This window comes from Phytobacter ursingii (assembly GCF_001022135.1).
Lineage (GTDB): Bacteria > Pseudomonadota > Gammaproteobacteria > Enterobacterales > Enterobacteriaceae > Phytobacter > Phytobacter ursingii.
This window is the reverse complement of record NZ_CP011602.1, coordinates 3116638-3129285: the sequence shown is the minus strand read 5'-3', so window position 1 is coordinate 3129285 and position 12648 is coordinate 3116638. Positions and strand designations below refer to the sequence as shown.

At 55.0% G+C, this 12648-nt stretch carries 11 protein-coding genes; 3 read left to right on the top strand and 8 right to left on the bottom strand.

Translation table 11 applies throughout. The annotated features are described in order from the left end of the window. Nucleotides 1-32 precede the first annotated feature (32 nt). Both AB182_RS18270 and AB182_RS18265 read right to left on the bottom strand, forming a co-directional pair. Nucleotides 33-977: a transketolase family protein gene (locus AB182_RS18270; protein ID WP_047371351.1), complete on the bottom strand. Its 945-nt coding sequence runs from the start codon at nucleotides 975-977 to the stop codon at nucleotides 33-35. Next, complete coding sequence (locus AB182_RS18265; RefSeq protein ID WP_047371350.1) at nucleotides 970-1800, bottom strand: transketolase; 831 nt, start codon at nucleotides 1798-1800, stop codon at nucleotides 970-972. Before AB182_RS18265 ends, AB182_RS18270 begins: the two co-directional genes overlap by 8 nt. Before the next feature lie 316 nt (nucleotides 1801-2116). On the opposite strand from AB182_RS18265, the gene AB182_RS18260 reads away from it, so the two are divergent. The 3 genes from AB182_RS18260 (at nucleotide 2117) to AB182_RS18250 (ending at nucleotide 5236) form a co-directional block, all read left to right on the top strand. Continuing rightward, a complete protein-coding gene (locus AB182_RS18260) occupies nucleotides 2117-3070 on the top strand; it encodes a sugar-binding transcriptional regulator (protein WP_047371349.1) in 954 nt (317 codons plus the stop codon). A gap of 409 nt (nucleotides 3071-3479) precedes the next feature. Beyond that, nucleotides 3480-4187, top strand: a complete 708-nt coding sequence (locus tag AB182_RS18255; protein WP_047371348.1) for a fimbrial biogenesis chaperone — start codon at nucleotides 3480-3482, stop codon at nucleotides 4185-4187. Between the two features lie 35 nt (nucleotides 4188-4222). Continuing rightward, a complete protein-coding gene (locus tag AB182_RS18250; RefSeq protein ID WP_047371347.1) occupies nucleotides 4223-5236 on the top strand; it encodes a fimbrial protein in 1014 nt (337 codons plus the stop codon). A 66-nt stretch (nucleotides 5237-5302) separates the two neighbouring features. On the opposite strand, the gene AB182_RS18245 is transcribed toward AB182_RS18250, so the two are convergent. The 6 genes from AB182_RS18245 to AB182_RS18220 form a co-directional block, all read right to left on the bottom strand. After that, nucleotides 5303-6391: an ABC transporter permease gene (locus AB182_RS18245; protein WP_047371346.1), complete on the bottom strand. Its 1089-nt coding sequence runs from the start codon at nucleotides 6389-6391 to the stop codon at nucleotides 5303-5305. Nucleotide 6392: 1 nt separating this feature from the next. Next, nucleotides 6393-7919 carry a sugar ABC transporter ATP-binding protein gene (locus tag AB182_RS18240; protein WP_177328619.1) on the bottom strand — a complete coding sequence of 509 codons (1527 nt, stop codon included), beginning with the start codon at nucleotides 7917-7919 and terminating at the stop codon, nucleotides 6393-6395. Then, nucleotides 7919-8527: a DUF2291 family protein gene (locus tag AB182_RS18235; RefSeq protein ID WP_047371345.1), complete on the bottom strand. Its 609-nt coding sequence runs from the start codon at nucleotides 8525-8527 to the stop codon at nucleotides 7919-7921. The genes AB182_RS18240 and AB182_RS18235 overlap by 1 nt, the downstream gene beginning before the upstream one ends. Before the next feature lie 13 nt (nucleotides 8528-8540). Further along, entirely contained in the window at nucleotides 8541-9482 is a 942-nt protein-coding gene (locus AB182_RS18230) for a D-ribose ABC transporter substrate-binding protein (protein ID WP_047371344.1), read from the bottom strand. Between the two features lie 117 nt (nucleotides 9483-9599). Then, nucleotides 9600-10262, bottom strand: a complete 663-nt coding sequence (entD, locus tag AB182_RS18225; protein WP_047371343.1) for an enterobactin synthase subunit EntD — start codon at nucleotides 10260-10262, stop codon at nucleotides 9600-9602. Nucleotides 10263-10312: 50 nt separating this feature from the next. Beyond that, the gene (locus tag AB182_RS18220) at nucleotides 10313-12568 is read right to left on the bottom strand and encodes a TonB-dependent siderophore receptor (RefSeq protein ID WP_047371342.1); all 2256 of its coding nucleotides are present in this window, start codon (nucleotides 12566-12568) and stop codon (nucleotides 10313-10315) included. Between the last annotated feature and the right edge of the window lie 80 nt (nucleotides 12569-12648).

Sequence of the window (12648 nt, the reverse complement as noted above, 5' to 3'; positions counted from 1 at the left end):
TTCTCTCTCCAGTAAGTTGTTCTTTCTTATTTTTATTGCCGTGTCAGCAGGTCACGGACGTTTTTTACCACACCCGCGGCATCAATCTCATGGCGTGCGCGAGTGGAAGCCCGATCGGCGGCGATAGCATATTGACCATCAGGGATACCGAGGCGGCGCAGCGGGATGCCACATCCGGCTTCTGCCAGCACTTCGGCGACCAGACTGCCCACGCCGCCGTTGACGTTGTGCTCTTCAACGCTGACGACAGCTTTACAGGTTTTCAGTGCGGTCAGTAATTGCGAGGTATTGCATGGACGAATAGACGGTACACTGATAACACTGGCCTCAATACCGCCTTCTGCCAGTTGTGTGGCGGCGGCGACAATTTCATGCACTGTCGATCCCATTGCCACCAGCGCAATGTCTTTGCCTTCACGCAGCACATCAATTTCACCCGGTTTGAACTGATAACCTTCATTGTGCAGTTCCGGTAAGGCTTTACCGTCCAGGCGGATGTAGACCGGGCCGACATGTTCCAGCGCATAGTCGATTATCTGTCGGCATTCAACGGGGCAGGAGGGGGCGTAAATTTCGATGTTGCCAAAACCACGGAGCACGGAAATATCGTCGATGCTGTGGTGCGTACTGGCCAGCGGGCCATAGCTGGCACCAGCGTTCAGGCCAAACAGCTTCACGTTGGTGTTGTTGTAGCAAATGTCCACTTTGATCTGTTCGTTGGCGCGCGAGATCAAAAACGGCGCGGCATTACAGGTCACCGCGACTTTACCACCGATGGCAAGCCCGGCGGCGGCGCCCACCAGTGTCTGCTCGGCGATACCGACATTCACCAGGCGACCCGGGAATTTCTTCATAAACGGGGAGATCTTGGCTGTGGAGGTGGAGTCTGCCACCACCGGTACCAGGTCTACGCCACGGTCAACGGCGTCGATAAACGCATTCACCATCACCGTGGCGAGATGTTCGCTATTACTCATCTTTTAGTTCCTCCAGCGCCAGTTCAACTTCTTCCCCTTTCGGCACACGGTGGTGCCATTCCGGACGTCCCTGAATAAAGGAGACGCCAGCGCCTTTGGTGGTGTAAGCAATCACAACATGCGGTTTCCCGGCAGGCTGCAATCCCTCCAGCGTCGCCACCACGTCGGCCATATTGTTACCGTTACACTCGGTAACCTGCATGCCGAAGGCGCGCCATTTTTCGTCCAGCGGATCGGTGTTCATGATCTCTTTGGTCGGGCCGGCCAGTTGCAGGCTGTTTTTGTCGTTAATAATGATCAGGTTGTCGAGCTGGTAATGGGCGGCGACCAGCGCGGCTTCCCAGTTACTGCCTTCAGCCAGTTCACCGTCGCCGGTCACGACAAAGACCCGGCGTTTGCTGTTGCTGCGCTTTGCCGCCAGAGCGATGCCGACGGCTACCGGCAGACCATGGCCGAGTGCGCCAGTATTGAGTTCAATACCCGGTGTCTTATGTTTCACCGGATGGCCCGGCAGATGGGAATCGGGATGCTGGTAGGTTGCCAGCCAGTCAACAGGAATGAAGCCAGCTTCCGCCAGGATGCAGTAATAACCGCCCACCGCGTGACCTTTTGACTGGATGTAAATGTCGCGTTCATCGCTCTCTTTCAGTGCTGGCGAACAGTTAAGAATGCGGAAATAGAGCGCAGTCAGCAGCTCAACCTGGGATAAATCAGCCCCCGTGTGCCCGCCTGCCGGGCTTTCTGCATTCAGCACGATAATGCGACGGCGTACAGCACGTGCTTTTTTTTCAAGCTCCTCAACCGAGAGCGAAAACGGATTCATAGTCCACCTCTTGAATGTATAGTCTGTATTGAATAAATATTCAATCAGGGTGAAAAAGCGCGCCTGAGCAGCATGTTGCAGTGATTTTGGCAAGGTTCAACGTCAGGTTGTTAACGCTTTGAATATATATTCACTACTGATTTATTATTCATGAGTAAAGATATGCCTTGTCCCTGGGTTTGTCTACGCCTTGTGCAGGCAAATTTGGAAGAAAGGAGAATATGATCACATTTGGATCATCGCGCCCGGCAATGCGCAGCTTGTTATCTATTCGGGTATGAATAAAAATGACAGGAGAGGATTTAAGGGGAAACCAATGTCAAAGCAGGATGAGCAGCGTTTGCTAGTGAAAATCGCCACGCTTTACTACAACGAGAATAAAAAGCAGTCAGAGATCGCCTCGCTGCTGAACTTATCACAATCATTTGTCTCACGCGCGCTGACGCGTTGTCAAAAAGAAGGGCTGGTGAAAATCACCGTCGTACAGCCCACCAATATTTTTGTGTCGCTGGAAAAAGCCATCGAGCAGCAGTATGGCATCCGTCAGGCAATTGTGGTGGATGTGGGGGAAAACGCCAGCAATGCGCAGATAAAACATGCTATCGGCAGTGCGGCGGCACACTATATGGAAACCCGTGTCCGCCCGGAAGACCTGGTGGGGATCTCCGCCTGGAGTAGCACCATTCGCTGTATGGTTGATGAAATGCATCCGCAGACTATCCGGGCTCAGGGCGTTATTCAGCTGCTGGGCGGGGTAGGGCCGAACGGCAACGTGCAGGCGACCATTCTGACTCAACAACTGGCGGAATATTTAGGCTGCCCGGCCTGGTTACTGCCTTCGCAAAGTATTGAGCACTCCGTTGAAGAGCGCGCGCGGCTGGTCAATAGTCCGGATGTGGCGGCGGTAGTGGCGAAATTTGCCGAGGTTGATGTGGCGATTGTCGGGATTGGTGAGCTGGAACCGTCACAGTTACTGAAAAACTCCGGTAACTATTACAACGAAAATATGCTCCATTTACTCTCTGAACGTGGTGCGGTGGGCGATATCTGCCTGCATTACTATGATGCGGCAGGCAAGCCGGTCCTCACTCACGAAGAAGACCCGGTGATTGGCATGGAGCTTGAGCAAATCCGCGCCTGTAAGCAGGTTATCGCGCTGGCGGGGGGGCCGGAAAAACACAATGCCGTTCGCGGTGCGTTGCAGGGGAATTACATCGACGTCCTGATCACGGATTACGCCACGGCGCGGAGTCTGGTGAAAGGCGAATAAAAACAGGTGCGACAACCTGTTAAAACGCGGTGATACCATGACGGGCGCTCACCCTGGCAATAACACTCACTGGCCGGATATGCGAAACGGTATCCGCCAGAAACGTTTTTCAGCGCAGAAAAATATAAAGTGTAATTAAAAAAGACACAGGAATTTATGGCACTTCGCCTGATGCCTGCTGTTCGTTGATTTTATTGCTAAAAATTCTGTCTTTCGCGTAAACATTCCGATACCAAATCCTTGTTGCTACCGCTCAGGCCGCCTCAGCGCCCCGGCGGGCTTTTGTTACTATCCGGACATACAATTTATATTTCGGCGACACCTGCGCCTGTACGCTTTCCCGTCAGATTCACCTTATTTCACGGACAGTTATGCCCGTCCGGGGAATATGTCAGACCAGGGAGCGGGGATGAAAAGTGTATGGCTTTTGTTAATTCTGTTGTTTGCCGGATACGTGCACGCCGGTATCCAGCTTGCCGCGACCCGGGTGATTTACCCGGCCGGGAAGCGCGAAGTTACCCTTGCAGTCACCAGCAAAGACCCCGCCCCGCGTCTGATCCAGAGCTGGATTGAGAACGACGACGCGGACGCGCCTTCCGCCAACGTGCCGTTTATCATTACGCCTCCCATCTTCCGGCTGAACCCCGACAAAGGGCAGACGCTGCGCATTATCCACACCGGAGGCGCCGTACCCCAGGACCGCGAATCGGTGTTCTGGCTGAACGTGCTGGAAATCCCGCCGAAGCCATCAGGCAAAGCCGACCATATCCAGCTCACCGTGCGTTCCCGCCTGAAACTGTTCTACCGCCCGGCGGGGCTGGCGGGTTCGCCGAAAGCGGCTGTCACGCAACTGCGCTGGCGTCTGGTACAGAACAATCAGGGTTATGCGCTGGAATGCGAGAATCCGTCGGCCTTTACCGTCTCGCTGAACCACGTGGGGCTGACAGACACAGTGAAAAGTGAGGATGAACGGCAAAGCGGCATGTGCCCGGCCAGAGGTCAGCAACGTTTTGCCGTGCAGGCCACGCCAACGCAGCTGGCAGGCGGCAGACTCTTTTTTACCACCATCGATGACTACGGCGGTCAGCATCACCATCAGGTGCCCCTGAACCGCTGAGTCGCCGCGCTCTTTTTTCGTGAGGGAATATGAAAATGAACAGCTTAAAACTTCTTTTCAATGCGTCGGCTGTCGTGGGGTTATGTGCCCTGAGCGGGCAGGGGTGGGCCGGGTGTAGCATAGTCAGTGACAGTGCTGCAACTGCCGTAGAAGTTAGCGTTGGTACAATCACGGTTCCATCGGGCACCGCAGTCGGGACGCTGCTGAAAACAGTCATCGTGCCAGATACGGCAGACACCTGGATTTCATGTTCTGGCCCTGGCTACCTCAGGTTCCAGTACGGCTACGGTACAGGGCGCTCGGCTATAACCGGACCGGGGATTCCGACAGGTGTAGTCAGCTCCGGTGTGGAGGGCATAGGCGTGAAAGTGACCAGCGGCGACCCATGGATCTCCTATGCTAAATTGCCGGAGGCGGCAGGACTTTCTTGGATCGGTGCCTCTCGTCAATTACCGTGGTCCGGTATGTTTGGAGTTAAAATAGAATTTTTTAAAACAGGGGACATCACGCCGGGCGAACTGTCCTTTCCGCGTAATTTTGTTGAGATGTGGGCATCAACCTCAAAGACGGACACATCAAACTGGCTTGGGGTCCTCTACAGCACTATCAATATCTCCGGTACCCCGGAGTTGAAAGTCCCCGGCTGCGTCACCCCCAGCCTGACCGTGCCGCTGGGCAAACATGCGAAATCCGGTTTCAGCGGTGTGGGCTCCACCAGCGCGTCGACCCCCTTTACCTTTGCCATCAATAACTGCGATGCCGGGCTGAACGCGGTGAAATACACCTTTAAGCCCGCGACCGGCATTACCCTTGAAGACAGCGGGCTTGCCACCCAGCACCTGACCGTAAAAAGCGGCCCCGGCACCGCCAGCGGCATCGGGGTTCAGGTACTGTATAACAACGACACACTGGTGCCGTTCAACACCGCCATCAGCACCATGACGAGCAGCCACACTATTCCGATGAAAGCGCGCTATATCCAGACCGCGTCTGCCATCAGCGCTGGTGAAGCAAATTCCGCGCTCGAATTTACCATGACCTATCAGTAGTGCCTGCTTGCACCCCTTTGCCGGACAAGCGACATAAGCTCCGGCAAAGGGAAGGGACCGACAGACCTACTTGTTTTCTATCACTGCCTTTTGTGCCACCACCGCCGCTTTTTGCTGCATCCGGTTTTGCATCTGGTCGATGATGACCGCCACGATAATGACGATACCTTTAATCACCATCTGCCAGAATTCGCTCACGCCCATCATCACCAGACCGTCGGCGAGGAAGCCTATAACGAAAGCACCGATCAGTGTTCCCAGCACGGTACCGCGCCCGCCTGCCAGCGAGGTTCCGCCAAGCACCACGGCGGCGATGGCGTTCATTTCAAAGGCGGTGCCGTTAGCCGGGTGGCTTGCCAGCAACTGTGCGGATACCACGATCCCGGCCAGTGCGGCACAGAACCCGGAGATGGTGTAGACCCAGATTTTGACCTGTTTGACCTTCACGCCGGAGAGCTCTGCCGCACGCTCGTTATCGCCGATGGCGTAAACGTGGCGGCCAAAAGGCAGGCGACGAGCAACATAGGCAATCACCACCGCCAGCAAAATCATCAGCCAGATGGCCCACGGAATGCCAAACAGCGTACCTGCGCCAATCTCATCAAAACCCGTGTTGCCCAGTAATGGATTGCCGGAAAGCCCCGGGAAGGTCTGTCCGTCGGAGGTGAGCATGGCGGCGCCACGCAGCACGTACATGGTACCGAGTGTGCAGATAAAGGGCGCGACATTATAGCGGGTGATGATCCAGCCATTCACCGCGCCGATGAAGCCGCCAATCAATAACACAAGGGGCACAATCACCCACACGCTGGGGAAAATGGCGATGCCAAACATCGGCAACACAATGCCTTTGGTGATCATCCAGCCGGCGATCATCCCGCACAGGCCGAGCGTTGCGCCAATGGACAAATCGATGCCGGCGGTGATGATGACAAAGGTAATGCCCAGCGCCAGGAAGGCGTTGATAGCAATATGCTTAATCATGATCACCAGGCTCCCCGTTGACAGGAAGCCGGGCACCGTGGCGGTAAAGAAGCCAACAATCAGGAACAGCGCAATAAAAGTTCGCAGCTTTAACAGTAGAAGCAGAATGCTTTCGCGTGACAGCGATGCGCTTGTGCGCGGGACCACTGCCACAGATTGTGTTGTTTTCATATCAGAACCCCTGAGCACTTGCCGTTACCAGCGCCGATTCTTCGGCCCGATCGCGCACGATATCGGCGGTGAGTTTGCCGCCGGACATCACCAGAATGCGGTCAGATACCGCCATGATTTCTTTCAGATCGGAGGTGGAAAAGACCACTGCGATCCCCTGTTCGGAGAGCTGCACCATCATGCGGAAGACGTCGGCTTTCGCCCCCACGTCAATGCCGCGTGTCGGTTCATCCAGAAACAGAACTTTCGGGTTGGTCAACAGCGAGCGGCCAATCACCACCTTCTGCTGGTTACCGCCGCTTAGCGCCTGAATTTCAACGTCCGGCGTCGAGACTTTAATCGACAGGTTATCAATGGTGCTGGCCACCACCGCCTGCTCCTCTTTTTGCGAAATGGTGATCCCACGCTGTAACCGCCGCCACAGGCTGGCGATGGTCAGATTGGTCGCCACAGACGATATCGGGAAGATACCGGTACGTTTGCGGTCTTCCGGTACCAGGCTCATCCCCATGCGGATGCGATCCGCCGTGGCCAGCCGCTGTGGCACGGGTTTACTGTCGAGCCATAATTTGCCCAGATAGTTGCGTTCGGTACCGAGCATGCATTCGAACAGCTCCGTCCTTCCCGCGCCCATCAGACCGTAAATGCCGACAATTTCGCCGCTGTGCACCTTAAAACTCACATCGTCCACCACCGCATTGCCCGCGCTGTTCACGCAGGTGATGTGCTCTGCTTCCAGCACCGGTGCGCCAAAGGTGCGTCCCGGTTTCAGAAAATTACTGACCGGATCGCTGCCGAGCATTTCGCGGACGATCCACGGCACGTCGATGTCGCAGACTTTCGCTTCAGCCTGAAACTTGCCGTCGCGCAAAATGGTGATCACATCGCCAATCGCCATTAACTCTTCCAGGCGATGCGAAATATAGATAATCGACACCCCCTGGCGGGTCAGTTCACGGATCACGCGAAAAAGGATTTCCACTTCCGTTTTACTCAGTGCCGACGTGGGTTCGTCGAGGATCAAAATGTCCGCGTCTTCTGCCAGCGCTTTGGCTATCTCCACCAGTTGCTGCTGGCCTACTTTCAGATTTCCCACCAGTTCTTTGGGAGAAATAGGCTGGTCGAGGCGCTTTAACAGCTCCGCCGTTCGTTTTTCCTGTTCGGCTTCGTCGATAGGGGCAATCCCTTTTTGTAGCTCGCGTCCCAGGAAAATGTTCTCGGCCACATTGAGGTTTTCAAACAGATTCAGCTCCTGGTGCACCATGCCGATACCCAGGGCGGCAGCGGCGCGGGTGCTGGAAATGTGTACCAGTTTACCGTTCAGTTCGATTTCGCCCAGGCTCGGTTGCTGTACACCGGCAAGAATTTTCATCAGGGTGGATTTCCCTGCGCCATTCTCACCGATGATCACATTCACTTTGCCGCGCCAGACGTTGTAATCCACATTGTCCAACGCCACGGTGCCGGGAAAGAGCATCGACACCCCACGCGTGCGCAGGATAATGTCATCCACAGGTACATCGCTCATTACTGTGTCTCCTGTTTCAACTCCAGTGCTGCGGCCTGGGTTGCCTTACCGCCAGTCAATGTGACGGCCATCAGTACGGTGGCCTGTTTGCCCGCCCAACTGTCATCAATTTTGGGTAGGTGTTTTATCGCTTCACGGTTGTAAGCCCGCGATAACTGCGCAAACTGAACCTGGTTGGTAAAGTCTTCAAATTTAAAACCGGTGGCGTCGCGAATGGCGTTGCCCTGAATAACCGGCCCCGTCTGCACTTCCAGCGGCTGCCCGTTAAAGGTTATGACCAGCTTTTGTTCGCGCTCATTGCTGAGATCAACACGTTCAACCCGGCTTGTCAGTTGCACAAAAACACTCTGGGATTGGCTGCTTGATGCCTTCATTTGTGTGGTGAGTGCGGTGGCGTCCAACGCATGCTTGTGGGCGGCGTCAATGACGCGTTCTTGCCATGTTTGTTGCGCGATCTGCTGTGGGGTCATGTTGTCGAAGCTGGCTTTCGCATTCGGATCGGCAGGCATTATCGGCTTGCCGTTTTCATCAAGATCCACCACCGTGCAGGCCGTCAGCAACAGGGTGGTGCACCCTATGAATGCAGCACCCCATTGTTTTAACGACATAACATCTCCGCTGTTACTTGCTCAGGTTGAACATTTTCAGTTTGCTGGCGTTGCTTTCGTCGATCAGCATGCAGTCCATCAACTGTTTCTCTTCTTTCTGGGCTTTGCCGTTTTTCAGGTAGTAATCGGCTTGTTCGACCGCCATTTGCGCTTGTTGCCAGCCAGGCTGCAACACGGTGGCTTTGATGTTGCCTTTGTTAATGATGGAGTCACGCACGTAATCACTGCCGTCAAAGCCCACCACAATGACATTCGTTTTTCCGGCGGCTTTCAGCGCGGCTTCAGCGCCCAGCGCCATGGTGTCATTCCCGGAGATAACGCCCACGATGTCCGGGTTGGTTTGCAAAATGGCTTCCATACGGGTGAAGGCTTCGGTCTGGCTCCAGTTCGCGGTCTGTTGCGCCACCATTTTCATATCCGGGAAATCATCCAGCACATCGTGGTAGCCCTGCGAGCGGACGCTGGCGTTGGTGTCAGACTGACGACCTAACAGTTCGACATACTTGCCTTTACCGTCCAGCAATTTGGCGAATTTTTGCGCGCCAAGCTGTGCGCCCTGGTAGTTGTTAGAGACGATTTGCGCCACAGCAATACCGGTTTTGTTGATTTCCCTGTCAATCAGGAATGTCGGTACCCCTGCGGCTTTGGCTTTTTCCAGTGGGCCAACCGTAGCGTCAGCCCCGGCGTTATCCAGGATGATCGCTTTGGCTTTGCGGGCGATGGCCGTTTCGATCAACTGGTTCTGTTTATTAACGTCATCATCATGGGAAGCCACGAGGGTGGTGTAGCCAAGTTCTTTAGCTTTTGCCGCCGCGCCGTCCGCTTCCGCTTTAAAAAAGGGGTTGTCGTGTGAGGGGGTAATAATGGCGATCAGGCCGTTATCGGCGGCAAACAGCGAGCCGGATGCGGCGATCAGGGAAGCCAGTACAGCAGATTTCAGTAGGGTCGTTTTCATCTTTTTCTCCACATTGAATATATATTCAATAATGATTTATTATTCAAGTTAACGATAAAACGGCAATCGCGAACTGTCTATCGTTTGTGCAGCAAATTTCTTAAAAGGAGAAAACGATCACGATCCTGAGGGGAGGGCGGATGCCAGAGTGATGACCTGATTTGTATGCATAATCCATGGGATATCGACGCATATGCCTGCATATTGTTGGTTAAATTGCTCAGTTATGCGCAGGGTGAGTGAGCGGTCATTGAGTGCGATAAGCTGCGCGCTGTGAAAGCCGGGAAAGGGGAGAGCGATGGCGGAAAACGCTTTGAAAAGACTCTCTTTTGCTGAAAAGGTAAGCGTTAACCCCCGTTCAAAAGGAAGCGAGGCACGCTGTAGTAATGCGTATTCTTCGGCATTGACGAGGCTTTCGGCGATCTCTTTACTCAGTTGAGAAGAGAATACGCTCTCAATATCCACGCCGACACAAGCAGATGAGACAACGGCGACAGCGGTCTGCCCGGTATGGCTGATGCTGCCGTGAAGCCCGGAGGGCCAGCGCGGTTCACCGCCAGCACCCATACCGGGCACGGCCTGATGACCATACTCGCGCAGGGCATGCACGGCGGCAATTCGCCCGGCCAGATGTTCGCTTTTACGCTTGCGTCCGGCGTGGGCTAAGCGGTCATGGTGGGGTAGCCATAAAAGGTCGCGCTCTGCAAAGGTGGCGGGGTCGAAGGTGATGAGATGGACCGGGTGGGAATCGAGGGTTAACGTGGAGTGAACGGTGTGCATATGTCGCCTTACGCCCGCCCTCTCCCCGCAGGGAGAGGGAAGGTTGGTGCTTAAAAGTGGGTATTGATACCCATATACCAGGTACGGCCTGATTCGTTATACGTATTGGCGCCTGCGCCATACATATAGCCGGTCGTTCCGCCGGTTGTCTGGGCATTCCCCATACGCCAGTGACGTTTATCAAACACGTTATCGACGCCTGCGGTCAGGCTCACGTACTTATTCACATCCCAGGTGCCGCTCAGGCCAACGATGCTGTACGGGCTGACTTCGTCCTTCGCAGAACCGGTAACCGGATTACCCTGGTAGTCATATTTCTTCGGCTGTTGTTTGCCGTACCAGGTGAAAGTGGACTGCACGGAAACATCCTGCACAACCTGCCAGCTCAGCGTTGAGTTGAGGGTATATTCAGGGATGATCGACAGGCGTTCACCGGTAGTTTTGTTCTTACTTTGCAGCATGTACGTGACATTGTTGCTCAGGGTCACCGCGTCGGTGACCGGAATGTTCAGCGTCCCTTCCAGACCTTCAACGACCGCCTTAGGTACGTTTTCCCACTGATAGATATCGGTTTTGGTGCTGCCGACTTTGGTCTGGCTTAACGGTGAATAGCCCGCTTCAATCTTGTTGCGGTAGTCGTTGCGGAACCAGGTCACGCCCGCCAGCCAGCCTTCATGTTTGAACTCCAGACCAATCTCTTTGTTGATGCTGGTTTCGGCTTTCAGGTCGTCGTTACCCATCATATAGCAGCCCACGCCGGTCCCACTGGCGTAACAACCCTGCCCCTTACTGTAGAGAATGTAGTTCGGGTTCGTCTGGTAGAGGCTTGGTGCTTTATAGGCACGGGCGATCCCCATTTTCAGGGTAAAGTCATCGCCCAGGCCTTGTGACAGGTTCAGCGACGGGCTCCAGTTATTGCCGACTACCGTATGGTGATCGAAACGCAGACCCGGCGTCAGCATGGTGGTGTCGGTCACTTCCATATTGTCTTCGGCGAAGACAGAGAAGATTTCCGCGCTGGAGTAAGGGCTACGGCCCGTGCTGGCGAAACCGGCAATCGGGCCACCATGCAACGCCTGGGTGTTGGACGCCATGTCCTTCATACGCTGCTGGTTCCATTCGGTGCCCACCGTCAGGTTCTGGTTGATAAGCCACTCAAACGGTACGCTGGCTTCGCTGTGCAGCATCACGTCTGCCAGATCGATATCCGCGAACTTATCGCTGTTGAACAGACCTTCCAGCCCGCCGGCCAGCCCTTCGCCAAGGCGCGAGTTGCGGGTATGTTCATACTGCGCCCAGTTATTGGTGGTGACGCCGTTATCCCAGGCGCCCGTCCAGTTGATGGAATAGTTCTGGCGATAGAGACGGTTGGTCTCTTTACCGTAGTTTTCCTTCACATAGTTGTTGGTGCTGCTGTCATTGTTGGTGTTCTGGGTGTCGCCCGCGTACAGGTTCCCCTGGCGGCTGTAACCGGCCTGAAACTCCAGCGCTTGCTGCGGCGCGAAATCCCAACGCACCACGCCGTTAATATCTTTGTTCTCCACCCCTTCACGCCCTGCGGCCATCGTGTTGGCGTAGATACCGGTACGCTGCGACTGGTGATCCTGGTTGATATCCCAGGCATCGGCCTGCGTTTTATTCAGGTTACCGTACAGACGGAAGCTGAAATCGCCGCCCAGCGGGCCGCTCAGGCTAAAGTCGGTACGTTTGGTCGCGCCTTCGTCTTTGTGTTCCGGCGCGTTGAAATAGCTGTTCCACGAACCGTGCCAGGCCTGGTCAGTCGGTTTTTTGGTAATGATATTCACCACGCCGCCTGCGGCACCGTTGCCATAACGCGCGGCGGCCGGGCCACGAATAACCTCAATACGCTCGATCATCTCTGCCGGTACCCAACTGGTATCGCCACGGGTATCGCGCTCGCCGCGCCAGCCCTGACGCACGGAGTTGCGGCTGGTGACCGGTTTTCCGTCGACCAGGATCAGGGTATTTTCCGGCCCCATACCGCGGATATCAATCTGGCGGTTATTGCCACGCTGACCACTGGTGGAGTTTCCCGTCAGGTTAACGCCGGGCATGGTGCGGATAATTTCGGAAACGTCACGGGCGGGCGGGTTTTTACGGATCTCATCAGCGGTGATGGTAGACACCCCCGGCGCCTGCAAATTCTGCTGCGCGGCGGTCACTACCATGGTGTCATCATGGCTGTCTGTGTCACTGGTCGTCGTCTCTGCCGCGAAAGCCGGCAAAGCAGCGCCGTAAATCCCCAGATTGACCAATAAGGTCAGGGAACGAATGTTATTTTTCATTGTTTTTCCTGCTTTTCTTGCCGCATTCCCGGTAGTTCCTTTTCCCAGCGGGTAAGGAATACGGCATGCCATTGCCATTC